The organism is Pseudomonas kairouanensis (assembly GCF_004682055.1).
GTDB lineage: Bacteria > Pseudomonadota > Gammaproteobacteria > Pseudomonadales > Pseudomonadaceae > Aquipseudomonas > Aquipseudomonas kairouanensis.
On record NZ_QUZU01000012.1, the window covers coordinates 40374 to 65425 of the forward strand.

Here is a 25052-nt window from a genome sequence, read left to right on the forward strand (position 1 = left end):
TCAAAAACCTTAAGCAACGGACAAGCCCAACTCGGACAACAACATCGACGCCTGGGCTTTGGAAATCACGGCGCCTTTGAACAGTTTGGCATCATTGAGGCGAAACCCGCTCAAATCCGCACCCCGAAGGTCCGCGCCGGCGAAATTGGCACCGTTGATACGGGCGTGGGCCAGGCTACAGTCGATCAACTCGGCTTTGCGAAAGTCCGCGTCCGACAAATCGCTGTCGGAAAAATCCAGGTTGGTAAGCACGGTGCGGGCAAACGACAACCCGGACAGAAACGCACTGTTCAAGCGGGTTTCGCTGAAACTCAGGCCCAGCGACGCGCAATGGGTGAAGTTGGCACCCGTTAATTTACAGTGCTCGAAACCCGCCTGGGACAGCTTGCTGCGCTGCCAACGGGTGTTGTTCAGGTCGCAACTGTGGAAATGCGCCTCCAGCAGGTTGGCCGCTTCGAAGATGGCGTGGCTGGCGCGGCAGCTTTTCCACTGGGTGCCCTCCAGGCGCGAGCCGAGGAAGGAGGTTTGGATGAGGATGCAGCGTTCGAAGACCCAGTGGTCCAGGGCCATGCGCGACAAATCGGCACCGCTGAGGTCCACGCCGATCAAGCGTAACGGGCCGTTGTGCTGGGCGATCAGGTCTTCCAGCTCATCGCGTTGGAGGGTGCCGCCGTCGATGTCGGTGTGGTGCATGGGGACTACCGTGGGTTGCTGAGTCGGGCAAGCAGTTTAACCTCCAACAATACGAAGTGCAGAAAAAATGCAGCTGCTTTCATATTTAGCTATATTGTCCGTCTATCAGTGTCATCAATTGCGGGTTTTCTGCATGCTAATCGAATTTTCTGTCAGTAATTTCCGTTCCTTTCGCGAGAAGCAGACCTTGTCGATGGTCGCTTCACCTAGACTGGGAAAGAAGCAAAATGTGTTTGATCCTGAATTGGAGGGTGAGAGTTTTCCGAAGCTTTTGAAGGTGGCGGCGATTTATGGGCCGAATGCATCAGGCAAGTCAAATCTTGTAAAAGCATTCGATGTAATCCCTGCGTTGCTACGCCGATCCCCGGGCGCGAATTACTCGATTCCTGTTATGCCATTTAGATTTGACTCAGAATTGGCTGCTAAACCTAGCCTTTTCGAAGCGCACTTCATTGAAGACAATCTTCGTTTCCAATACGTGATCGCTGCGACTTCAGAGAGGATATTTGAGGAAACGCTTAGCTGCTATCCGAAGGGAAAGGAAAGCCTACTTTTCTCTAGAAAATTCAGCCCCGACACCGGCGAATCCTATGTCTTCGGAGAAGCACTGGAAGGCGGCGGTATGGTTCATGAAGCTTGGAAGCGACTTACAGCCCCTCAAAGCCTATTTTTGGCTCAAGCAGTGCTGAACAGTAGCGAGGAATTGCAACAACTAAAAAGCCCTTATCAATGGTTGGAAAGTTCAAACCTCTGTATAGGTCAAGACGGTATGAATTCTTGGTCATTGGCATCGAGGTCGATGGTCATGCAAACCCCTGGCGCCAAGGATTCCCTGCAAAGTTTCATGCAACGCTTAGACGTCCCTATTACCGATATCCGTTTTGAGAAAAAGACCGAGTTTGACTATAAGAAAGGGCCTCACACCGAATTTAATGACTATTTGATGTTTGTGGGAAAAGAGTCCAATACGAAGCTGACTCATACCACTGCATTGGGTGATGTCGAATTCGACTTCAGCGAGGAATCGGGAGGGACACAAAATTTGATTGGGTTTTGGTTGCCATGGATGAATTTGAATATGTCATCCAAAGGTAGCGTTGTCGTTATCGACGAACTAGACAGCAGCTTGCACCCTAAAATCGTTGAAAGCCTAATTAAAGAGCATCTTGCCGGAAATAAAAATACGCAACTAATTTTTACAACTCACGACACCCACCTAATGAACACGAAGCTCCTTAGAAGAGACCAATTCTGGGTCACCGAACGTGACACCAACGGCGCAACCCAAATGTTTTCCATCCATGACTTTAAAGGGAGAGACAGTGAGGACGTCGAAAAGCGCTACTACGAAGGTCGCTATCGCGGTTTGCCGATCCTCAGCAGGAGCTAACCATGGCTCGCACAGCTGACTCATTCAGGAGAAGGGAACCTCGGTTTCAGCAACAAGCAACCGTACTCGTCATTTGCGAAGACCTGCAATCCAGCAAGGTTTATCTGGAGGACGCCGCCGTTCATTTTCGATCCCATGCAAAAATCGAAATAATGCACTGCGGCGTCACCCACCCAAAAGGCATTGTCGAGTACGCGATTGAGCGTCAAAAGAAATTCGACAAAGTCTTCTGCGCCATCGACCGAGACACGCATGAGTCATTTGATGAAGCCATCCGACTCTCCAAAGCACACGACAAAATAACCATCATTGCCTCGTACCCCTGCTTCGAATATTGGCTACTGCTGCATTTCGGCTACACCCGCAAACCTTACTCGCGATCAGGCAAACACTCGGCGGGCGATCTCGTTGGAGCAGATCTGCGAACCAAACCTGGCATGGCGGACTACGCCAAGTCGGGTTTGAAGGGTTATTTCAAAATGCTCGCTGGCGAGCGGTTCGAAAACGCACGAAAGCATGCACCGAGAAGCTTGCAAGATGCAATCAAGAGTAACGATAGAAACCCCAGCACCGAGATTCATCTGCTGATGGATGAATTCGAAGCCATCTCAAAGCCCGCAAAGCTGTAGGTCCCTGACAAAAAACAAACCCGACTTAAGGTCGGGTTTGTCGTTCAACGCAAGCTAGCTCACTCGGCTACCGAAGCAGCCACGCCAGACACCTGCTGTGCCCTGCGCTTGTTCTTGACCCAATAACACACCGCCATGAACGCCACCCATACCGGGATCGCGTACACCGACACCTGGATACCCGGGATCATCAGCATGATCACCAAGATAAACACCACGAACGCCAGGCACACATAGTTGCCGTAGGGGTACCACAGCGCCTTGAACAACGGCACCTGGCCGGTGCGGTTCATGTGCTGGCGGAATTTGAAGTGGGAGAAGCTGATCATTGCCCAGTTGATCACCAGCGTGGCCACCACCAGGGACATCAGCAGCTCCAGCGCGTGTTGCGGGATCAGGTAGTTCATCAGCACCGCCACCAGCGTGATAGCGGCCGAAGCGAGGATGGAGCGTACCGGCACGCCGCGCTTGTCGATCTTGGCCAGCGCCTTGGGCGCATCGCCCTGCTCAGCCATGCCCAGCAGCATGCGGCTGTTGCAGTAGGTGCCGCTGTTGTACACCGACAGCGCGGCGGTGAGCACCACAAAGTTGAGGATGTGCGCGGCGGTGTTGCTGCCCAGCATGGAGAACACCTGCACGAACGGGCTGCCGCTGTAGGCATCGCCGGAAGCGTTGAGGGTGGCCAGCAGGCTGTCCCATGGCGTCAACGACAGCAGCACCACCAGGGCGCCGATGTAGAAGATCAGGATGCGGTAGATCACCTGGTTGATCGCCTTGGGGATCACGGTGCGCGGTTGATCCGCTTCAGCTGCGGTAAAACCGAGCATTTCCAGGCCGCCGAAGGAGAACATGATGATCGCCATGGCCATCACCAAGCCGCCCACGCCGTGGGGGAAGAAGCCGCCGTGCTCCCACAGGTTGCTCACCGAGGCTTGCGGGCCGCCGCTGCCGCTGACCAGCAGGTAGCTGCCCAAAGCGATCATGCCGACGATGGCCACCACCTTGATGATGGCAAACCAGAACTCGGCCTCGCCGAACACTTTGACGTTGGCCAGGTTGATCAGGTTGATCAGCACGAAGAACGCGGCTGCCGAGACCCAGGTCGGGATCTCCGGCCACCAGTAGTGCACGTACTTGCCGACGGCCGTCAGCTCCGACATGCCCACCAGGATGTACAGGATCCAGCAGTTCCAGCCCGACAGGAAGCCAGCGAACCCGCCCCAGTACTTGTGGGCAAAGTGGCTGAAGGAACCGGCGACCGGCTCTTCGACGATCATTTCGCCAAGCTGGCGCATGATCATGAAGGCGATAAAGCCGCAGATGGCGTAACCCAGGATCATCGACGGGCCGGCGGACTTGAGCACCCCGGCCGAGCCCAGGAACAGGCCGGTACCGATGGCGCCACCGAGGGCGATCAACTGGATATGACGATTTTTCAGGCCGCGTTTCAGCTCGCCTGAAGGGGATTGGGGTCCACTCATGAAAGGGGTCTCACGCAAGGTTTGATGATGTTGAATGCATGTGGCTAGCTCGAATCAAGACTCAAGCAGCGCCGCTCAAACCCCAGCGCAGGCACCAGGAGTACAGCGTGTTTCTAAGGGTCATGCGTCACCTGTTTGTTTTTATCTGTGACGAAATCGAACCCGCCAGGCTCGTGGCCAGGCGGAGTGATCAGGGAAGGTAAACCCTGGGTCTTGGCCTTTTGCGTGGGTACGCAAGGGGGGTCACAGTAAAACGCGGCGGATTGTACACGCTGGAAAGCTTAAGGCCGAGCGTTGTCGTCGCGGGATGAAACTGTCAGGTAATCCTTACAGCCTTCCCCACATCAATAAACACGCCACGCATTCGTAAACTTTTCATTACAGCCTGGAATATTGGCTTTACAGACACTGGAGATCCACTGTGGGAGCGGGCTTGCTCGCGAATGCGGTGGGTCAGTTGAAATATCGGTGACTGACACACCGCATTCGCGAGCAAGCCCGCTCCCACATTTTTTGACCGTATTCCAATGCAAAAAAAAACGCCAACCCGAAGGTTGGCGTTTTTAGGCAGCGCTTAACAAATCACTGCGGCTTCTTGCGACCAAAACCCGGACGCTGACCCGAACCGGCCGGGGCGCCACGGCGCTTGCCCGACGGCTCGTCCGCGACCAGTTTCGGGCCAGGGCGTTTGTTGGCCGCTGGCTTGGCTGGACGCTTGGTGCTGGCGTTGTCAGCCGGGCGGTCGGCCTCACCACGGTTGCTGCGACCACCGGCCGGGGCCGGACGTGGCGCGCGTGGAGCACGTTCGCCTTCCTGACGGGACGGCGCGGTTGGGCGGCGCTCGCCTTCGATCTGCGGCTCGCGGGAGATACGACCGCCAGTTGCCGGTGCATTCAGCGCCGGGCGCAGGGTGCGGGCAACCCGCTCGGTACGCGCCACAGGGCGGGACGATTTACGCTGCATACGCTCAAGCTTGTCTTTGCTCTTGGCGTTCATCTGCGGCATCGCGACCGGCGTCAGGCCGACTTCGGCACTGAGGATGTCGACTTCGTACTGGCTCATTTCACGCCAGCGGCCCATCGGCAGGTCGGAGTTGAGGAACACCGGGCCGAAACGCACGCGCTTCAGACGGCTGACCACCAGGCCCTGGGACTCCCACAAGCGACGTACTTCACGGTTGCGACCTTCCATCACCACGCAGTGGTACCAGTGGTTGAAACCTTCGCCGCCTGGTGCCTGTTTGATGTCGGTGAACTTGGCCGGGCCGTCTTCCAGCACTACGCCGGCCTTGAGGCGCTCGATCATTTCGTCATCGACTTCGCCACGCACACGTACCGCGTATTCACGGTCCATCTCGTACGAAGGGTGCATCAGGCGGTTGGCCAGCTCACCGTCGGTGGTGAACATCAGCAAGCCGGTGGTGTTGATGTCCAGGCGACCGATGTTGATCCAGCGGCCTTCTTTGGGCTTGGGCATCTTGTCGAACACGGTCGGACGGCCTTCTGGGTCGTCACGGGTGCAGATCTCGCCATCGGGCTTGTTGTACATGATCACGCGGCGCACCGATTCGGCGGCCTCTTCACGCTTGATGACCTTGCCATCAATGGTGATTGCATCGTGCAGGTCGACGCGCTGGCCGAGGGTAGCCTCGACGCCGTTGACCTTGATGCGCTTCTGGGTGATCCAGGCTTCGACGTCGCGGCGCGAGCCCACGCCGATACGCGCCAGCACCTTTTGCAGTTTTTCGCCTGCTGGGCCGATTTCCTGGCTGTCGTTCTGGTCTTTGTCGTTCATCTTAAGCACCTCCCGGTGGGTCGATTCAGGCGTGGCCTGAAGAGTGTTGAAAGCGGGGTCTTGGCCGAAGAGGTCGGCGAAGGGTCGCGAATCATACGCGCATGGCGCGCGTTGCGCATCAGAGAGTAGTTGATAAAGGTGCAGTCATTGGTTTTTCCGCCGACCGGCAGCAACACACATCAAAATGTGGGAGCGGGCTTGCTCGCGAATGCGGTGGATCAGTCGCCATCTCCGGTGACTGACACTCCGCTTTCGCGAGCAAGCCCGCTCCCACAGGGGGGTTCAGCAGTGTTTGTGGGATTTGGTCAGTCTTCGAATTCGCGGCGTTCAGCTTCGATGGCCTCAGCCAATGCGCGGGCTTCGGCTTCTTCGTCGCTCAGGGCAGGCTGTTCTAGCGCGGCGACGGCAGCCAGGAGTTTTTCGCGGGCTTCGGCCACGCCAAGGATGTCTTCCTCAGGTTCGGGCTCAGGCTCAGTGTTTTCCTGGGTTTGCTCCGGTTCGGCAGCACCATCACGCAGCAAATCATCAAAATCGGTCTTGATGCCCTGCTCCATGTCATCCAATTCCAGCAACAACGTGTGGAAGCTGGTTTCGTCCTTCGGCTCCTCCGGCTCGGCACTGGCATCGGCGAGTTCCTGCAAACCTGCTGGCACCGGCGCATCGTCGAAGTCGAGCACCGGCTCGGCTTCCATCTCGCGCAGTTCCGCCAGCGGCGGCAAATCGTCGAGGTTTTTCAGGTTGAAGTGGTCGAGGAACACCTTGGTGGTGGCGAACATCGCCGGTTTGCCAGGCACGTCGCGGTAGCCGACGATGCGGATCCACTCGCGCTCCAGCAGCGTCTTGACGATATGGCTGTTGACCGCCACGCCGCGCACGTCTTCGATTTCACCCCGGGTGATCGGTTGGCGATAGGCAATCAGCGCCATGGTTTCCAGCATCGCCCGTGAATAACGCTGTGGGCGCTCTTCCCACAGACGGCCCACCCACGGGGAAAACTTCTCACGGATCTGCAGGCGATAACCCGACGCCACTTCCCGCAGTTCAAAGGCGCGGCCGTCGCAGGACTTGCGCAAAATCTCCAAGGCCTTCTTGAACACCGGCGGCTCAGGGCGCTCGGCTTCTTCAAAGAGTTCAAACAGGCGCTCCAGGGATTGAGGCTTGCCCGAAGCCAGGAGAAAGGCCTCCAGCAGCGGCGCCAGTTCGCGAGGTTCAGTCAGATTCATCGATTCAGCTCTTTATTCGGCTCGCGCCCGCACATGGATAGCCGCAAAAGGCTCATTCTGGACCAGCTCGACCAAGGACTCCTTGACCAGTTCAAGGATTGCCATAAAGGTCACCACCACCCCAAGGCGCCCCTCTTCTTTGGTGAACAGCTCGACAAACGGCACAAAGCCGCCGCCCTTGAGGCGCTCCAGCACATCGCTCATGCGCTCGCGGGTAGACAGCGCCTCGCGGCTGACCTGGTGGCTTTCAAACATATCGCCACGGCGCAGCACCTCGGCCATGGACATCAGCAATTCTTCCAGGCTCACGTCCGGCAGCAACTTGCGCGCACGGGCCTCAGGGGCATCGAGCTTGGGTACCACCACATCACGCCCCACGCGGCTCAAGCCGTCGATGCCTTCGGCGGCAGCCTTGAAGCGTTCGTATTCCTGCAGGCGGCGGATCAGTTCGGCGCGGGGGTCGTCCTCTTCGGCTTCAACCGTTTCCGAGCGCGGCAGCAGCATGCGTGACTTGATCTCGGCGAGCATGGCGGCCATCACCAGGTACTCGGCGGCCAATTCAAGGCGAACCGACTGCATCAGCTCCACGTAGCCCATGTACTGGCGGGTGATTTCCGCCACCGGAATGTCGAGGATGTTGATGTTTTGCTTGCGGATCAGGTACAGCAGCAAGTCCAGCGGGCCTTCGAACGCCTCAAGGAACACCTCCAGCGCATCCGGCGGGATGTACAAGTCCAGGGGCATTTCCAGTACGGCCTGGCCGTACACCATGGCAAAGGGCAGTTCTTGCTGGGCGCCGGCCTGGCTGTCGACGGTTTCCACGGCAGACATTCAGGCCTCGACCATGAACGGGGCCGGGTCACCGCAACCCACGCGGATGACTTCAGGCTCGCCGTCGGCCAGGTTGATCACGGTGGAGGCTTTGTTGCCGCCGTAGCCGCCATCAATGATCAGGTCGACCTGTTTTTCCAGGAGTTGACGCATTTCATAGGGGTCGTAGAGCGGCTCGGTTTCACCGGGCAAAATCAGCGACACACTCATCAGCGGCTCACCCAGCTCGGCCAACAACGCCAATGCGATGGGATGTTCCGGCACGCGCAGGCCAATGGTGCGTTTCTTGGGGTGCAGCAACAGGCGCGGCACTTCGCGGGTGGCGTTGAGAATAAAGGTATACGGCCCCGGCGTGTGGGCCTTGAGCAGGCGGAAGGTGCCGGTGTCGACCTTGGCGAACAGCCCCAGTTGGGACAGGTCGCTGCAAATCAGGGCGAAGTTGTGGTTCTTGTCCAGTTCCCGCAGGCGTCTTACACGCTCCACCGCTCCCTTGTCGCCGATCTGGCAGCCAATGGCGTAGGACGAATCCGTTGGGTAGATCACCACGCCACCGGCGCGAATAATCTCCACGGCCTGTTTGATCAGGCGTGCCTGGGGGTTCTCCGGATGAATCTGGAAGAATTGACTCACGTGTTCTACCTGTTCAGACGGTGGCAGTAATGGGGTCATGCTTGAATCGCCCTGATAAAAGCGGCAGGTCTTCAGGTACCTGGCGATATTCGCCGATTTCGGACCACCCACCTGGACCATGAAAATCACTGCCGGCGCTGACCAGCAGACCAAATTCGCGGGCAAGAATCGCCAGGCTGCCGACCTGTTCGGCGGGCTGGTGCCCGTTGACCACTTCGATTGCGTGGCCTCCCGCTCCAATATAGTCGCTGATCAGCTTGCGACGCTTGCTGCGGGTGAAATCGTAATGCCAGGGGTGGGCCAAGCTGACCCAGGCCCCGGAGGCCCGCAGGGTCTCGACGGTGTCTTCCAGGGTCGGCCAGTGTTGCTTCACATCGCCCAACTTACCGGCGCCCAGCCATTTGCGGAAGGCTTCGGCGCGATCCTTGACGAAACCTTCACGCACCATCCAATCGGCAAAGTGCGGCCGGGCCGGGGCGTTGCCGCTGTCGCCCAGTTCCTGCTGAATGGCGCGGGCCCCGTCGAGGGCGTTGGGCATGCCCTTGAGGCTGAGCTTGCGGCTGATTTCTTCAGAGCGCAGCCAGCGGCCGTCATGCAACGCCGCGATGGCCGCCACCAGCGGTGCAGCGGTTTGATCGAAACCGTAGCCAAGCACATGGATGGTGGCGCCGCCCCAGGTGCAGGACAATTCCACACCGTTGACCAGCTGCATGCCAAGGGCCTGGGCCGCTGTGCGGGCTTCATCGAGGCCTTCGAGGGTGTCGTGGTCGGTCAACGCCAGGACTCGCACGCCTTTTTCAAACGCACGCGCAACCAGTACCGCGGGCGCCAGGGCGCCGTCGGAGGCCGTGCTGTGGCAGTGCAAATCAACATTCACGGGAGTGTGTAACCTCAAGTCAGCTGGCGCTTTCGCTACCAAGGATGTTTGTTATTATGCCGCCACATCCGGCTTCTGGCTCTTACTGTGAAACAATTCATCGACTTCATCCCGCTGTTGCTGTTTTTCATCGTTTATAAACTCGACCCCAGGGTCATCGATGTAGCAGGTCATGAGCTGACGTTCGGGGGCATCTACAGCGCCACCGCCGTGCTTATCATCAGCTCCGTGGTGGTCTACGGCGCCATCTTCATCTCCCAGCGCAAACTGGAAAAAAGCCAATGGCTGACCCTGGTCGCGTGCCTGGTCTTCGGCAGCCTCACCCTGGCCTTCCACAGCGAAACCTTCCTCAAGTGGAAGGCCCCGGTGGTGAACTGGCTGTTCGCCCTGGCGTTCATCGGCAGCCACTTCATCGGCGACCGCCTGCTGATCAAGCGGATCATGGGCCATGCGCTTACCCTGCCAGAGCCGGTCTGGACCCGCCTGAACGTGGCCTGGATCATCTTTTTCATCTTCTGCGGCGCCGCCAACCTGTTCGTGGCGTTCACGTTCCAGAGCTACTGGGTCGACTTCAAGGTGTTCGGCAGCCTGGGCATGACCGTATTGTTCCTGGTCGGCCAGGGTATCTACCTGTCGCGCCACCTGCATGACACTGACCCTACCACGCCAAAAACCGAGGACTGACATGCTCTACGCCATTTATGCCACCGACGTTGCCAATTCCCTGGAAAAACGCCTCAGCGTGCGCCCGGCCCACGTCGAGCGTCTCAAGCAACTGCAAGCCGAAGGCCGTATCGTCCTGGCGGGCCCGCTCCCGGCCGTGGAGAGCAATGACCCGGGCGATGCCGGTTTCACCGGTAGCCTGATCGTCGCCGAGTTCGCCTCCCTGGCCGATGCCCAAGCCTGGGCCAAGGCTGATCCGTATGTAGCGGCCGGCGTCTACGCCGATGTCGTGATCAAGCCGTTCAAGCAAGTCCTGCCCTGACCCTGGGATGTGTCGAACCTATTACGTTCGGCACACTCCTAATTGCTCATTATTCTCGGTAACCTGCCGACAACGATCTGAATATTCGTGTGGAATCAGGAGTTCCGATGCGCTTACGTCAGTTGTGTCTGTTGGCAGTGTTAACGATCGGGGCTACGGCCCACGCTGAAGAAACCCCGAACACCGGCAATTCCACGCCCCTGTCGTTGAGTGCGGGTAGCCAGATCACAGAATTGCAGCAACGTTTGAAAGAAAGCGAACGCCAGCGCGAAGAACTGAGCAAACAACTGCACAGCGCAGAGGCCAGCCGCGAAAGCGCCCAATTGAGTCGCCTTCGCCAAGAGAACCAACGCCTGGCCCAGCAACTCAAAGAAACGCAGGGCGGTGCCTTGACCCGCTGGCTGACCGAGCAACAACAATGGTTTGTCACCGGCGGCGCCGTCGCACTGATCGCCTTGCTGTGCGGGATCTTCGCCAGCGGTGGGCACCGTCGCCGTCGACAATGGCTAAATTGAGTGAGTCATGAGCGAGCTGTTACTGATAGATGATGACCAGGAGCTCTGCGAGCTGCTGACCAGTTGGTTGAGCCAGGAAGGTTTCCAGGTGCGCGCCTGCCATGACGGCTTGAGCGCGCGCAAAGCCCTGGCCGACAGTGCACCCGCCGCCGTGGTGCTCGACGTGATGCTGCCCGACGGCAGTGGCCTGGAGCTGCTCAAGCAACTGCGCAACGACCACCCGGAGCTGCCAGTGCTGATGCTGTCGGCCCGTGGCGAACCACTGGACCGTATCCTCGGCCTGGAACTGGGCGCTGACGACTACCTGGCCAAGCCCTGCGACCCACGGGAGCTGACCGCCCGCCTGCGCGCCGTGTTGCGCCGCAGCCATCCGGCGGCAGTGTCGACACAGCTTGAGCTGGGTGATTTGTGCTTCAGCCCGCAGCGCGGGGTGGTCAGCATCGATGAACAGGAGTTCACCCTGACCGTTTCCGAAAGCCGCCTGCTGGAAGCCTTGCTGCGCCAACCTGGCGAGCCTCTGGATAAACAGGAACTGGCGCAGATCGCCCTGGGTCGCAAGCTGACCCTATACGACCGCAGCCTCGACATGCACGTCAGCAACCTGCGCAAAAAGATCGGCCCGCACCCCGATGGTCGGCCACGTATCGTCGCGTTGCGCAGCCGTGGTTACTACTACAGCCTCTAAGCCACCACCGATCCATGTGGGAGCGGGCTTGCTCGCGAACGCGGTGGACCAGCTGCATATCCATCGACTGACACGCCGCATTCGCGAGCAAGCCCGCTCCCACATTTGATCGATTGGGCCTCAAGGCTTTTGTCAGCCTCGATCAAAACCGTCTTTACCCAAGCTTTACGCTCCCCTGACTGCCGCTGACCTTCTTCTGCGTAATCTACTCACATCCGGACTCACCGGAATAGAGACAGGAGAATCACCATGCGCAAGACCCTTATCGCTTTGATGTTCGCCGCTGCCCTGCCAACCGTTGCCATGGCAGCCATGCCAGAAGGCCAAGGCCCGATGGGCGGCCCGGAAGGTCACATGATGGGTGGCCCGGGCCACGGTGGTGAACACGGTCCGCGTGGCAAGGGCGGCCCTTTCAGCCAACTGGACCTGAGCCGCGAACAACGCCAGCAAATCGGCAAACTGATGGGCGACCAATGGCACGCTCGCAAGGACCTGACCAAGAAGTACCTGGACAAGCTGCCAGCCGCTGACCAGAAAGCCATGCAGGACGAAATCGCCGCCGGCAAGCAGAAAACCCAGGCCGATATCCGTGCGGTATTGAAGCCTGACCAGCAGAAGAAATTCGACGAGATCGTCAAGAAGCAAGAGCAGCGCCGCGCCGAGTGGAAGGAATTCCAGGCCTGGAAAGCGCAACAGCCGCAAAAAGCGCAATAATGCCCACGCGTTAACGCTCCCAGCCCAGTGGCCTCGCGCCACTGGGCTTTTCCTGTTTTGAGGGTTTACTGTGCGTTCATTGTTCTGGCGGATCCTGGCCAGCTTTTGGCTGGCTATCGCGTTGGTTGCCGGGTTGTCGATTCTGCTTGGGCATATGCTCAATCAAGACGCCTGGATTCTCAGCCGTCACCCCGGCCTCAACAACCTGGCCGAAGAGTGGACCCAACTCTACGAAACCCAGGGTGAGGAGGCGGCCCAGGACCTGCTGCAACAGCGCAAGCGCCAATACCACATCGACGTGCAAGTGCTCAACGAAAGCGGCGAGCCGGTGGTGCGCGGCACTTTCCCCCGCCGCGCCGCCGCCTTCGAAGCGCGCCAGAATGACAGCCCGGACGGCCGCCTGCCCTGGCGGCGCCTCACCGCTGAATACACCAGCGAAAAAACCGGCGACACCTACCTGCTGATCTACCGCATCCCACACCCGGAACTCGACGCCTGGCACCGCAACAGCCTGCTCTGGCCCCTGAGCGCGCTGGCCATTGCCCTGGTGGTGCTGACCCTGTTCAGCCTGTTGGTGACCTTGTCCATCACCCGCCCCCTCAGCCGCCTGCGCGGTGCGGTGCATGACCTGGGCCAGGCCACCTACCAGCAGAACAGCCTGGCGCAACTGGCCAACCGGCGTGATGAGTTTGGCGTACTCGCCACCGACTTCAACCGCATGGGCGCGCGCTTGCAAAGCCTGATCGGCAGCCAGCGCCAATTGCTGCGCGATGTGTCCCACGAGCTGCGCTCCCCGCTGGCCCGCCTGCGCATCGCCCTGGCCCTGGCCGAACGCGCCAGCCCCCAAGAGCGGGAAAAACTCTGGCCGCGCCTGACCCGTGAGTGCGACCGCCTGGAAGCCTTGATCAGTGAAATCCTGGTCCTGGCCCGGGTCGATGCCGACAACGCCAGCGCCGAAGACATCGACCTCAACCCACTGCTCAAGACCTTGCAAAAAGACGCCCTGCTCGGTGCACCGGAGCAAAAGGTGCAACTGAGCGCTCAAACCGATCTGCACCTCAAGGGCTGGCCGACCATGATCGAGCGTGCGGTGGATAACCTGCTGCGCAATGCCCAGCGCTTCAACCCACCGGGGCCACCCATTGAACTGCAGGCGCAACGGGTGGGTGATCGCATCCTGATCAGCGTACGCGACCACGGCCCCGGCGTTGAAGCCGAGCACCTGGGCCAATTGGGCGAGCCGTTCTACCGCGCGCCCGGCCAGACGGCCCAGGGCCACGGCCTGGGCCTGGCGATTGCCCGGCGCGCTGCCGAACGCCATGGTGGCAGCCTGATCCTGGCCAATCACCCCGAGGGCGGTTTTATCGCCAGCATCGACCTGCCGTTGGAACCGGGGGTTGTCACACCGGCCTGACGATCTCTTATAGTGGCCCTTCTCTTACGGAGGGCCTTTGATGACTGACCTGCTGACACCCATCCAAGCCGCACTCGATTTACCGCACACTCCGCTCACCACAACCGAAGCCGGCGCCCTGCCCTCAGCCTTCGCCGTCACCGAACTGGCCAGCGCCAGCGTCGGCGCCGCCGGCCAGGCGGTGGCCCAGTTGATCGCGCAACAGACCGGGCGCCTGCCCAGCGTCAGCGTGGACCGACGCCTCGCCGCCTTCTGGTTTTCCTCTTCGATCCGCCCAGTGGGCTGGCAAATGCCGCCGCTGTGGGACCCGGTGGCCGGCGACTACGCCAGCGCCGATGGCTGGATTCGTCTGCACACCAACGCCCCCCATCACCGGGCGGCTGCCGAACGCGTGCTGGGCAAGGTCGCCGACCGTGGCGAAATGGCCAGCAACGTCGCCAAGTGGAACGCCGCCGAACTGGAGCAGGCGATTGTCGATGCAGGCGGTTGCGCCGCGCAGATGCGCTCGTGGCAGGCCTGGCAAGCCCACCCTCAAGGGTTGGCGGTGAATGCCGAAGCGCTGGTGCAACGCCACACCGTTGAAACCACCACCGACACACCCTGGCTCGGCTCGGTGGCGCGGCCACTGGCTGGCATCAAGGTGCTGGACCTCACCCGCGTACTGGCGGGCCCCGTGGCCAGCCGCTTTCTTGCGGGCCTGGGCGCCGATGTGCTGCGCATCGACGCCCCCACCTGGAACGAACCCGGCGTGGTGCCGGAAATGACCCTGGGCAAACGCTGCGCCCGCCTCAACCTGAAAAGCCCCGAAGGCCGCCAGGTATTCGAAAATTTACTCAAAAGTGCCGATATCCTGTTCCACGGCTACCGCGCCGACGCCCTTGAACACTTGGGCTACACCCCCAGCAAACTGCAAACCCTCGCCCCCGGCCTGATCGATGTGAGCCTCAGCGCCTATGGCTGGAGTGGCCCGTGGCGCAATCGCCGAGGCTTCGACAGCCTGGTGCAGATGAGCAGCGGCATTGCCGACGCGGGCATGGCCTGGAAAAAGGCGGACAAACCAGTGCCGCTGCCGTTGCAGGCGCTGGATCACGCCACCGGATATTTGATGGCGGCCAGTGCGATTCAGGCGTTGAGTGAGCGGTTGAAAACCGGTCGCGGGGGTTCGGCGCGGTTGTCGTTGGCGCGCACGGCGGCGTTGTTGGTGGAGGCCGGGCAGGTCGCCGAACAACCGCCGCTGAGGGCCGAAGAACCCGGTGATCAAGGCTTGGTAGTGGAGCAGACCAGTTGGGGCCCCGCCCACCGATTATTGCCACCGTTGAGCATCAGCGGCACACCGTTGCAGTGGGGTTTGGCGGCTGGGGAATTGGGTTCACATCGGGCTCAGTGGTGACCTTCAGTCCGTATTCGCGAGCAAGCCCGCTCCCACAGTTGACCGAGTACATCCATTGGAATGCGGTCGAATGTGGGAGCGGCGGTGCGACGATTCGACTTGCTCGCGAAGAGACCAGCAGAGACACCCACTTCAGAGGGTCAAAAACCCACTGTACAGCCCATACGCCGCCAGCCCTGCGCCCGCGACTACGCAGCTGAAAATGCCTTTTTCAATGTGGGTAAACAAGGCCTGCCCCTGCTCGCGCTTGGCCAGGGCAAACAGGATCACGCCGGGTGCGTACAGCAGCGCCGACAGCAACAGGTACTTGAGGCCACCGGCATACAGCAGCCACACCGCATAGCCCAGGGCGACCAAAGCGACCAACAGGTCCTTCATGCGCCGGCCTTGGGCGCCTGCATAGGTTTCGCCACGCCCGCTCAACAGCACCGCGTATGCCGCCGACCACAGGTACGGCACCAAAATCATCGATGAGGCCAGGTAGATCAACGTGGTGTAAGTGCTGTGGGAAAACAGCGTAATCACCAGAAACAGCTGGATCATCACATTGGTCAGCCATAACGCATTGACCGGCACCTGGTTGGCGTTTTCCTTTTTCAGGAAGGCCGGCATGGTCTTGTCATGGGCGGTGGCGTAGAGGATTTCGGCGCACAGCAACGCCCAGGACAGCAACGCACCGAGCAGCGACACCGCCAGGCCGATGCTGATGGCCATCGCGCCCCAAGGGCCGACGATATGTTCCAGCACCCCTGCCAAAGAAGGGTTTTGCAAGCCGGCCAGCTCCGGCTGGCTCATAACCCCCAGGGACAACACATTCACCAGCACCAACAACGCCAGCACACCGAGAAAACCAATCACCGTGGCCCGGCCCACATCCGAGCGTTTCTCGGCCCGCGCCGAGTACACGCTGGCGCCTTCGATCCCGATAAACACAAACACCGTGACCAGCATCATGTTGCGCACCTGGTCGACCACATCCCCCAAGTGCGGGTTGCCCAGGCCCCAGATATCTCGGGTAAAAATATCCGCTTCGAAGGCCACGGCGGCGATCACGATAAACATCACCAGCGGCACGATCTTGGCCACCGTGGTGACCTGGTTGATGAACGCCGCCTCCTTGATCCCGCGCATCACCAAAAAATGCACGGCCCACAGCAGTAACGACGCACAACCGATGGCTACCGGCGTATTGCCCTGGCCGAACACCGGGAAAAAGTAGCCCAGGGTGCTGAACAGCAACACGAAGTAACCCACGTTGCCCATCCACGCGCTGATCCAGTAGCCCCAGGCCGAGGAAAACCCCATGTAATCGCCAAACCCGGCCTTGGCATAGGCATACACCCCGGAATTCAAATCAGGCTTACGGTTGGCCAGGGTCTGGAACACAAATGCCAGAGTCAGCATGCCGACCGCCGTAATGCCCCAACCGATCAGCACCGCGCCCACCTCGGCGCGGGCGGCCATGTTTTGCGGCAAGGAAAAAATCCCCCCGCCAATCATCGAGCCCACCACCAAGGCAATCAGCGCACTGAGTCGAAGTTTCTGGTTCGGCTGGGACATGAGCACTCCTGGAGAAACAACCTATTGAGCTGACAACCGTGCACTCAACTAATTAATTCAGCGAGTGTAGCGTTTATTAGAGAAGGCGATAAACCTGACAGGGTCATAACCTAATGGCATGTCAATGTTAGATGTTTGGGCGTATTTGTTTTTTAAATACTGCGCCTTTCTTAAACTTTATGCCGCTTCGGTGAAACTTCGTTCAAAAAGTTTGCACATCCGCAAATACGGTCTAGCTTCAAACGTCCATAGACCTGACTAAATGATTAACCACAATGGAGAGACGGCTCTGCGCCGTGCCTTTCCAAGGAGTTTCATCGCCAACGAGTTTCCACCCTAAGTCATTAATTCACAATGGAATGTGCCAATGAAGTGATCTGAGTCAGCTGTTTGAATAGCGCACGGAATTATTCTGTGGTCTCTCTTCTCCTGCATTGGAGTCACGCAATGTCTGATACTCCCGGAAAACTTAGGCTGGGTGCACTGGTTGCACTTGTCGTGGGCTCGATGATTGGCGGGGGGATCTTCTCTCTGCCGCAAAACATGGCGGCCAGCGCCGATGTCGGCGCGGTATTGATTGGCTGGGTGATTACCGCCATCGGCATGTTGACCCTCGCGTTCGTGTTCCAGACCCTCGCCAACCGCAAGCCCGACCTCGACGGCGGTGTGTATGCCTATGCCAAAGCCGGTTTCGGCGATTACATGGGGTTCTCATCCGCCTGGGGCTACTGGATCAGTGCCTGGCTGGGCAACGTCGGTTACTTCGTGTTGCTGTTCAGCACCCTCGGTTATTTCTTCCCAATCTTCGGCGAAGGCAACACCCCGGCGGCCGTGATTGGCGCCTCGGTGCTGCTGTGGGCCGTGCATTTCCTGGTGTTGCGCGGCATCAAGGAAGCGGCATTCATCAACCTGGTGACCACCGTCGCCAAGGTGGTGCCACTGGTGCTATTCGTGTTGATCGCGCTGTTCGCCTTCAAGCTGGACATCTTCACCGCTGACATCTGGGGCGTGAAAAACCCGGAACTGGGCAGTGTGATGAACCAGGTGCGCAACATGATGCTGGTCACCGTGTGGGTGTTTATCGGCATCGAGGGCGCGAGCATCTTCTCGTCCCGTGCGGAAAAACGCTCCGACGTGGGCAAGGCCACCGTGATCGGCTTTATCACCGTGCTGTTGTTTCTGATGCTGGTGAACGTGCTGTCCCTGGGGATCATGACTCAACCGGAACTGGCCAAGCTGCAGAACCCATCGATGGCTGCCGTGCTAGAGCATGTGGTGGGCCACTGGGGCGCGGTGTTGATCAGCGTCGGTTTGATCATCTCGTTGCTGGGGGCGCTGCTGTCGTGGGTGCTGCTGTGTGCGGAGATCATGTTCTCTGCCGCCAAGGACCACACCATGCCGGAGTTCTTGCGTAAGGAAAACGCCAACCACGTACCGGTCAACGCCCTGTGGCTGACCAACGCGATGGTGCAGCTGTTCCTGATCATCACGCTGTTTTCCGCCAGCACCTACCTGTCGCTGATCTACCTCGCCACTTCGATGATCCTGGTGCCGTACCTGTGGTCGGCGGCCTACGCCCTGCTGCTGGCGGTGCGCGGCGAGACCTACGAAAACGCGCTGCACGAACGCAAGAAAGACCTGTTCATCGGCGCCATCGCCTTGATCTATGCGATCTGGCTGCTCTACGCCGGTGGCACCAAATACCTGCTGCTCTCCGCCCTGCTCTACGCCCCCGGTGCGATTTTGTTCGCCAAGGCCAAGCGTGAACTGGGCAAACCGATTTTCACCAACGTCGAGAAGCTGATTTTCGCCGCAGTGGTCATTGGCGCCCTGGTGGCGGCCTATGGGCTCTACGACGGCTTTTTAACGTTGTAATTCGTTGTTCACTGGAGGATCTGAAATGACCACGGAAAAAGTGAAGTACGGCGTACATTCCGAAGCCGGCAAACTGCGCAAAGTCATGGTGTGCTCCCCAGGCTTGGCCCATCAGCGGCTGACCCCCAACAACTGCGATGAACTGCTGTTCGATGACGTGTTGTGGGTGGCCCAGGCCAAGCGTGACCACTTCGACTTCGTGACCAAAATGCGCGAGCGGGATATTGATGTGCTGGAAATGCACAACCTGCTCACCGACATCGTCGCCATCCCTGAAGCGCTGGACTGGATCCTGGAGCGCAAGATCACTGCCAATCAGGTCGGTCTGGGCCTGGTCAACGAAGTGGGTTCGTGGCTGCGCAGCCTGGAGCCGCGCAAAATCGCCGAATACCTGATCGGTGGCGTGTCTGCCGATGACCTGCCCACCAGTTTCGGTGGCAAGACCATCGAGATGTTCCGCGACTTCCTCGGGCATTCGAGCTTTATTCTGCCGCCGCTGCCCAACACTCAGTTCACCCGTGACACCACCTGCTGGATCTATGGCGGCGTAACGCTCAACCCCATGTACTGGCCGGCGCGACGTCAGGAAACCCTGCTGACCACCGCCATCTATAAATTCCACCCTGAGTTCACCAACGCCGACTTCCAGATCTGGTTCGGCGACCCCGACCAGGAACACGGCAACGCCACCCTCGAAGGCGGCGATGTCATGCCCATCGGCAACGGCGTGGTGTTGATCGGCATGGGCGAACGCTCTTCGCGCCAAGCCATCGGCCAACTGGCGCTGAACCTGTTCAAACACAAGGCCGTGGAACGCGTGATCGTTGCCGGCCTGCCCAAATCCCGTGCGGCGATGCACCTGGACACCGTGTTCAGCTTCTGCGACCGCGACCTCGTGACCATCTTCCCGGAAGTGGTCAACCAGATCGTCGCCTTCAGCCTGCGCCCCGATGAAACCAAGCCCGGCGGCATCGACGTACGCCGCGAAGACGCCAGCTTCCTCGACGTAGTCGCCACCGCCCTCAAGCTCAAGGCCCTGCGCGTAGTGGAAACCGGCGGCAACGCCTTCGCCGCCGAGCGCGAGCAGTGGGACGACGGCAACAACGTGGTGGCCGTGGAGCCCGGCGTGGTGATCGGCTACGACCGCAACACCTACACCAATACATTGCTGCGCAAGGCCGGTGTAGAGGTGATCACCATCAGCGCCGGTGAACTGGGCCGCGGCCGTGGCGGCGGCCACTGCATGACCTGCCCGATCATCCGCGACCCTATCGACTACTAAGCGACCCTCCACCCGGCGGCTTCCACCCGAAGCCGACCGGGCCGATGACCGAATCCAAGGAGAATCATCATGGCGTTCAACATCCACAACCGCAGCCTGCTCAGCCTGGAACACCACACCCCGCGCGAGCTGCGCTACCTGCTGGACCTGTCCCGCGACCTCAAGCGCGCCAAGTACACCGGCACCGAACAGCAACACCTAAAAGGCAACAACATTGCGCTGATCTTCGAAAAAACCTCCACCCGCACCCGGTGCGCCTTTGAAGTGGCGGCCTACGACCAAGGCGCCAACGTCACCTACATCGACCCGGGCTCCTCGCAGATCGGCCACAAAGAAAGCATGAAAGACACCGCCCGAGTACTGGGGCGCATGTACGACGCCATCGAATACCGTGGCTTCAAGCAAGAGATTGTCGAAGAACTGGCCAAGTTCGCCGGTGTGCCGGTGTTCAACGGCCTGACCGATGAGTACCACCCCACCCAGATGATCGCCGACGTGCTGACCATGCGTGAACACGCCGACAAGCCGATCCACGAGATCAGCTACGCGTACCTGGGTGACGCCCGCAACAACATGGGCAACTCGCTGCTGCTGGTGGGCTCCAAGCTGGGCATGGACGTGCGCATCTGCGCGCCAAAAGCCCTGTGGCCCCACGATGACCTGGTGGGCCGCTGCAAAAAATACGCGGAAGAAAGCGGCGCACGCATCACCCTCACCGAAGACCCGAAAGCGGCCGTAAAAGGCGTGGACTTTATCCACACCGACGTGTGGGTATCCATGGGCGAGCCGGTGGAGGCCTGGGCCGAGCGCATCGAGCAACTGCTGCCGTACCAAGTGAACGCCGAGCTGATGAAAGCCACCGGCAATGCGCGCACCAAGTTCATGCACTGCCTGCCGGCGTTCCATAACAGCGATACCAAGGTGGGCAAGCAGATTGCCGAGCAGTATCCGCATTTGGCCAACGGCATTGAAGTGACCGACGACGTGTTTGAGTCGCCGGCGTGCATTGCCTTTGAGCAGGCGGAGAACCGCATGCATACCATCAAGGCGATTTTGGTCTCGACCCTCGCTGACCTGTAACTAACTGACGGAACACGGAGCAAAGGTGGGAGCGGGCTTGCTCGCGAAAGCGGTGTATCAGTTGATACATGCGCTGACTGACAGACCGCTTTCGCGAGCAAGCCCGCTCCCACATTGGTCCTGTGTTCACAACGATGAATTTTCAGAAGGACACTCTGTATGCGCATCGTCGTAGCCCTGGGCGGCAACGCCCTGCTCCGCCGTGGTGAACCCATGACGGCGGACAACCAACGCGCCAATATCCGCATCGCCACCGAACAGATCGCCAAGATCCACCCCGGCAACGAGCTGGTGATCGCCCACGGCAATGGCCCGCAGGTCGGCCTGCTGTCGCTACAGGCAGCGGCCTACACCCAGGTGTCGCCCTACCCGCTGGACGTGCTCGGCGCCGAGACCGAAGGCATGATCGGCTACATCATCGAACAGGAACTGGGCAACTTGCTGGACTTCGAAGTGCCCTTCGCCACCTTGCTCACCCAAGTGGAAGTGGACGCCAACGACCCCGCCTTCAAGAACCCCACCAAGCCCATCGGCCCGGTGTATGCCAAGGCTGAAGCGGAAAAACTCGCCGCCGAAAAAGGCTGGGCGATTGCACCGGATGGCGACAAATATCGCCGCGTCGTCGCAAGCCCGCGCCCCAAACGCATCTTTGAAATCCGCCCGATCAAGTGGCTGCTGGAAAAAAGCAGCATCGTGATCTGCGCCGGCGGTGGCGGCATCCCGACCATGTATGGCGAAGACGGCAAGCTGCGTGGCATTGAGGCCGTGATCGACAAAGACCTCTGTTCATCGCTGCTGGCTTCGCAGCTGGAGGCCGATTTGCTGGTGATTGCCACCGACGTCAACGCGGCCTTTATCGACTTCGGCAAGCCCACCCAGAAAGCCATCGGCCAGGCCCACCCGGATGAAATCGAAAAACTCGGCTTCGCCGCCGGCTCCATGGGGCCCAAGGTGCAAGCGGCTTGCGAGTTCGCCCGCAAGACTGGCAAAACCGCCGTCATCGGTTCACTCTCGGACATCGAAGCCATCGTCCAGGGCAGTGCCGGCACACGCATCAGCACGGCAAAACCTGGCATCACCTACCTGTGAAGTAGAGGAGAAACGCCTATGGCCACCTTTGAACCGGGACACATGCACATCGAACGTCACGCGCTGAACCCGCAGGATTACAGCTACAACCTGTGCCTGGACTACGAAGTCAGCCAGGACCCCAAGGAAGGCAAGGGGATGCTGTTCAAGCTGCATGGCTCGGTACAGGGCAAGGACCTCAAGGAAGAATTCTTCTTGCCCAAGGACCAGGCGTACGACTTTGCCCGGCATGCAATGAACATCGCGCAGAAGTACGGCATGCCGAAAATCGCGGTGCTGAACGGCCAGATGCACAAGCAGTACGACTTGATGTTCGAGGATGTGCGGCACCAACTGGACGTAAAGCCAGGCGACCCGATCAAGCCTGAACACTTAGAGTAAGAACACCGCAAATCCCCTGTGGGAGCGGGCTTGTGTGGGAGCGGGCTTGCTCGCGAATGCGGTGGGTCAGTTGATAAATCAAGTGGCTGACCCACCGCATTCGCGAGCAAGCCCACTCCCACATTTGGATCGTCACCCCATGTGAGATTTCACCTCTACCCGCGCTCCAAGGCATACTTGCCGCCTCTGCTCTCCAGAATTGCTAATCGCCCCATGCGTATCCACGTCAGCTTCATCGACCGCGTCGGCATCACCCAGGAAGTCCTGGCCCTGCTCGGTGGGCGCAATCTCAACCTGGATGCGGTGGAGATGGTGCCGCCCAACGTCTACATCGACGCGCCAACCTTGAGTGCCGACGTGCTCGAAGAGCTGCGCGACGCCCTGTTCAGCGTGCACGGCGTACAGGCGGTAACGGTGGTGGACATCCTCCCCGGCCAACGCCGCCACCTGCAACTCGACGCCCTGCTGGCGGCCATGACCGACCCGGTACTGGCCCTGGACAGCGCGGGCAAGATCCTGCTGGCCAACCCGGCGTTGATCGCCCTGTACGGCCGCGAGCCTGCCGGGGAAAGCATCAGCGAACTGTTCAACGACCCTGCATTGCTGGCCACCTTGCTGGAGCAAGGTTTCCGTTTGCCGCTGCGGGAGATCAGCGTCAACGGCCAAACCCTGTTGCTGGACGCCACGCCGATTACCGACGCAGGCGCCCTGCTCACCCTGTACCCACCCAACCGCATCGGCGAACAACTCTCGGCGCTGCACCATGACCATGCCGAAGGGTTTGATGCGCTGCTGGGCGAGTCGCCGGTGATACGCACCCTCAAGGCCCGTGCGCAACGGGTGGCGGCGTTGGACGCACCGCTGTTGATCCAGGGCGAAACCGGCACCGGTAAAGAACTGGTAGCCCGCGCCTGCCATGCCAGCAGTGCGCGGCACAGTGCGCCGTTTTTGGCGCTCAACTGCGCGGCGTTGCCGGAGAACCTCGCCGAAAGCGAGCTGTTCGGCTACGCCCCCGGAGCCTTTACCGGCGCGCAACGGGGCGGCAAGCCGGGGCTGATGGAACTGGCCAACCAGGGCACGGTGTTCCTTGATGAGATCGGCGAGATGTCGCCGTATCTGCAGGCCAAGTTGCTGCGTTTTCTCAACGACGGCAGCTTCCGCCGCGTGGGTGGCGACCGTGAAGTGAAGGTCAACGTGCGCATCCTCAGCGCCACCCACCGCGACCTGGAAAAAATGGTCAGCGAGGGCACCTTCCGCGAAGACCTGTTCTACCGCCTCAATGTACTCAACGTCGAAGTGCCGCCCCTGCGTCAACGCGGCCAGGACATCCTGTTGCTGGCGCGCTACTTCATGCAGCAGGCCTGCGCGCAGATCCAGCGCCCAGTCTGCCGCCTGGCGCCCGGCACCTACCCGGCCCTGCTGGGCAACCCGTGGCCGGGCAATGTGCGCCAGTTGCAAAACGTGATCTTCCGCGCCGCCGCCATCTGCGAAAGCAACCTGGTGGACATCGGCGACCTGGACATCGCCGGCACCTCGGTGGCGCGCCAAAGCGACAACGAAGTCGATAGCCTGGAACAGGCCGTGGAAGACTTCGAGCGCAGCTTGCTGGAAAAGCTCTACACCAACTACCCCTCGACTCGGCAATTGGCCAGCCGGTTGCAGACCTCACACACGGCGATTGCCCATCGCTTGCGCAAGTACGGCATTCCCAACAAGCCTTAACTGGCGGAATAAATGGAGATCCAAATGTGGGAGGGGGCTTGCTCCCGATGGCGGTGTGTCAGTCACCAGATGTGTAGCTGCCCCCCCCCATCGGGAGCAAGCCCCCTCCCACATTGGCCTCATTTCAAATGATTGAATGCATGCCAACCTTTTGGTCCAGAAACGACATCGGCTGTACCGATAGCGCTACAGCGTAACGATATCGCTACAGCCCTGTTTTTTGCGCGCCATGCAAGGCTTTGATCCACATAGGCTTTTTTTCGTGCGCCCAACTGTAGCGAAATCGCTACACCTCTTGAGAATAAGCCTATAACCATTTCCACCAAACCATTGATTTACAAGGGTTTAACAACCTTGGCCGCGATCTTGCTAAGCAACTCCCCATTATTTGCCCACCAGACGAATCTGGCCCCGAGGAGTTTCCATGAGCGAGTTGCGTTTCACTGAAGATCACGAATGGCTGCGCGCCGAAGCTGACGGCAGCGTCACCGTGGGTATCACTGCTTTCGCGCAGAACGCGCTGGGTGATGTGGTTTTCGTGCAACTGCCGGAGTTGCAGGCCTACGACAAGGGCGCCGAAGCGTCCACCGTGGAATCGGTCAAGGCCGCCAGCGGCGTGTACATGCCCCTGACCGGCGAAGTGCTGGAAGTGAACGACAAGCTCAGCGACAGCCCGGAACTGGTCAACGAAGACCCGATGGGCGAAGGCTGGTTCTTCCGCTTTAAACCGGCCGATGCCCAGGCGCTGGCTAAACTGTTGGATCAGGACGCGTACGACCGCCTGATCAAAGCCAACGCCGAAGCCTGAGGAG

General features: G+C 59.8%; 24 protein-coding genes. 16 read left to right on the forward strand and 8 right to left on the reverse strand.

The annotated features are described in order from the left end of the window. Positions 1–9: 9 nt before the first annotated feature. On the reverse strand, positions 10–693 hold the full coding sequence (locus DYL59_RS12210; protein ID WP_135289407.1) for a pentapeptide repeat-containing protein: 684 nt from the start codon (positions 691–693) through the stop codon (positions 10–12). 133 nt (positions 694–826) lie between these two features. Between DYL59_RS12210 and DYL59_RS12215 the strand changes: the two genes are divergently transcribed. Together DYL59_RS12215 and DYL59_RS12220 are read left to right on the forward strand one after the other, a co-directional pair. Further along, entirely contained in the window at positions 827–2083 is a 1257-nt protein-coding gene (locus DYL59_RS12215; RefSeq protein WP_135289408.1) for an AAA family ATPase, read from the forward strand. A gap of 2 nt (positions 2084–2085) precedes the next feature. Further along, positions 2086–2712, forward strand: coding sequence for an RloB family protein (locus tag DYL59_RS12220; protein ID WP_135289409.1), 627 nt, complete (start codon positions 2086–2088; stop codon positions 2710–2712). A 59-nt stretch (positions 2713–2771) separates the two neighbouring features. On the opposite strand, the gene DYL59_RS12225 is transcribed toward DYL59_RS12220, so the two are convergent. The 6 genes from DYL59_RS12225 to DYL59_RS12255 form a co-directional block, all read right to left on the reverse strand. Next, complete coding sequence (locus DYL59_RS12225; RefSeq protein WP_135289410.1) at positions 2772–4193, reverse strand: amino acid permease; 1422 nt, start codon at positions 4191–4193, stop codon at positions 2772–2774. 582 nt (positions 4194–4775) lie between these two features. Beyond that, positions 4776–5987, reverse strand: coding sequence for a 23S rRNA pseudouridine(2605) synthase RluB (rluB, locus tag DYL59_RS12230; protein ID WP_010208149.1), 1212 nt, complete (start codon positions 5985–5987; stop codon positions 4776–4778). A 305-nt stretch (positions 5988–6292) separates the two neighbouring features. Beyond that, entirely contained in the window at positions 6293–7210 is a 918-nt protein-coding gene (gene scpB / locus DYL59_RS12240; RefSeq protein WP_135289411.1) for an SMC-Scp complex subunit ScpB, read from the reverse strand. A 12-nt stretch (positions 7211–7222) separates the two neighbouring features. Next, positions 7223–7921, reverse strand: coding sequence for a segregation and condensation protein A (locus tag DYL59_RS12245; protein WP_177053511.1), 699 nt, complete (start codon positions 7919–7921; stop codon positions 7223–7225). Positions 7922–8041: 120 nt separating this feature from the next. Beyond that, complete coding sequence (locus DYL59_RS12250; protein WP_135289497.1) at positions 8042–8671, reverse strand: L-threonylcarbamoyladenylate synthase; 630 nt, start codon at positions 8669–8671, stop codon at positions 8042–8044. Positions 8672–8684: 13 nt separating this feature from the next. Continuing rightward, positions 8685–9548 (reverse strand): PHP domain-containing protein, encoded by an 864-nt coding sequence (locus DYL59_RS12255; protein WP_135289413.1) that lies wholly within the window; start codon positions 9546–9548, stop codon positions 8685–8687. 87 nt (positions 9549–9635) lie between these two features. Here DYL59_RS12255 and DYL59_RS12260 point away from each other — a divergent pair, with 87 nt between their 5' ends. From DYL59_RS12260 to DYL59_RS12290, 7 genes are all read left to right on the forward strand, one after another. Then, positions 9636–10232, forward strand: coding sequence for a septation protein A (locus DYL59_RS12260; protein ID WP_135289414.1), 597 nt, complete (start codon positions 9636–9638; stop codon positions 10230–10232). 1 nt (position 10233) lies between these two features. After that, positions 10234–10533 (forward strand): YciI family protein, encoded by a 300-nt coding sequence (locus DYL59_RS12265; protein ID WP_135289415.1) that lies wholly within the window; start codon positions 10234–10236, stop codon positions 10531–10533. A gap of 107 nt (positions 10534–10640) precedes the next feature. Further along, entirely contained in the window at positions 10641–11048 is a 408-nt protein-coding gene (locus DYL59_RS12270; RefSeq protein WP_135289416.1) for an SH3 domain-containing protein, read from the forward strand. Between the two features lie 7 nt (positions 11049–11055). Beyond that, positions 11056–11733 (forward strand): response regulator transcription factor, encoded by a 678-nt coding sequence (locus DYL59_RS12275; RefSeq protein ID WP_135289417.1) that lies wholly within the window; start codon positions 11056–11058, stop codon positions 11731–11733. Positions 11734–11982: 249 nt separating this feature from the next. Then, the gene (locus DYL59_RS12280; RefSeq protein ID WP_135289418.1) at positions 11983–12447 is read left to right on the forward strand and encodes an LTXXQ domain protein; all 465 of its coding nucleotides are present in this window, start codon (positions 11983–11985) and stop codon (positions 12445–12447) included. A gap of 70 nt (positions 12448–12517) precedes the next feature. Further along, on the forward strand, positions 12518–13861 hold the full coding sequence (locus DYL59_RS12285) for a sensor histidine kinase (protein WP_135289419.1): 1344 nt from the start codon (positions 12518–12520) through the stop codon (positions 13859–13861). Positions 13862–13901: 40 nt separating this feature from the next. Next, positions 13902–15251 carry a CoA transferase gene (locus DYL59_RS12290; RefSeq protein WP_135289420.1) on the forward strand — a complete coding sequence of 450 codons (1350 nt, stop codon included), beginning with the start codon at positions 13902–13904 and terminating at the stop codon, positions 15249–15251. A gap of 132 nt (positions 15252–15383) precedes the next feature. Here DYL59_RS12290 and arcD (DYL59_RS12295) read toward each other — a convergent pair whose 3' ends face one another. Further along, positions 15384–16811, reverse strand: coding sequence for an arginine-ornithine antiporter (arcD, locus tag DYL59_RS12295; protein ID WP_135289421.1), 1428 nt, complete (start codon positions 16809–16811; stop codon positions 15384–15386). Positions 16812–17258: 447 nt separating this feature from the next. On the opposite strand from arcD (DYL59_RS12295), the gene arcD (DYL59_RS12300) reads away from it, so the two are divergent. From arcD (DYL59_RS12300) to gcvH, 7 genes are all read left to right on the forward strand, one after another. After that, entirely contained in the window at positions 17259–18686 is a 1428-nt protein-coding gene (arcD, locus tag DYL59_RS12300) for an arginine-ornithine antiporter (RefSeq protein ID WP_135289422.1), read from the forward strand. A 25-nt stretch (positions 18687–18711) separates the two neighbouring features. Beyond that, positions 18712–19968, forward strand: coding sequence for an arginine deiminase (arcA, locus tag DYL59_RS12305; RefSeq protein WP_135289423.1), 1257 nt, complete (start codon positions 18712–18714; stop codon positions 19966–19968). A 69-nt stretch (positions 19969–20037) separates the two neighbouring features. After that, positions 20038–21048 (forward strand): ornithine carbamoyltransferase, encoded by a 1011-nt coding sequence (locus DYL59_RS12310; RefSeq protein WP_105695440.1) that lies wholly within the window; start codon positions 20038–20040, stop codon positions 21046–21048. 159 nt (positions 21049–21207) lie between these two features. Beyond that, entirely contained in the window at positions 21208–22137 is a 930-nt protein-coding gene (gene arcC / locus DYL59_RS12315; protein WP_135289424.1) for a carbamate kinase, read from the forward strand. An 18-nt stretch (positions 22138–22155) separates the two neighbouring features. Continuing rightward, positions 22156–22518 carry a DUF5064 family protein gene (locus tag DYL59_RS12320; protein ID WP_135289425.1) on the forward strand — a complete coding sequence of 121 codons (363 nt, stop codon included), beginning with the start codon at positions 22156–22158 and terminating at the stop codon, positions 22516–22518. A 213-nt stretch (positions 22519–22731) separates the two neighbouring features. Beyond that, the gene (locus tag DYL59_RS12330) at positions 22732–24240 is read left to right on the forward strand and encodes a sigma-54-dependent transcriptional regulator (RefSeq protein WP_135289427.1); all 1509 of its coding nucleotides are present in this window, start codon (positions 22732–22734) and stop codon (positions 24238–24240) included. Between the two features lie 424 nt (positions 24241–24664). Continuing rightward, positions 24665–25048 (forward strand): glycine cleavage system protein GcvH, encoded by a 384-nt coding sequence (gene gcvH / locus DYL59_RS12335; protein ID WP_135289428.1) that lies wholly within the window; start codon positions 24665–24667, stop codon positions 25046–25048. Positions 25049–25052 lie beyond the last annotated feature (4 nt).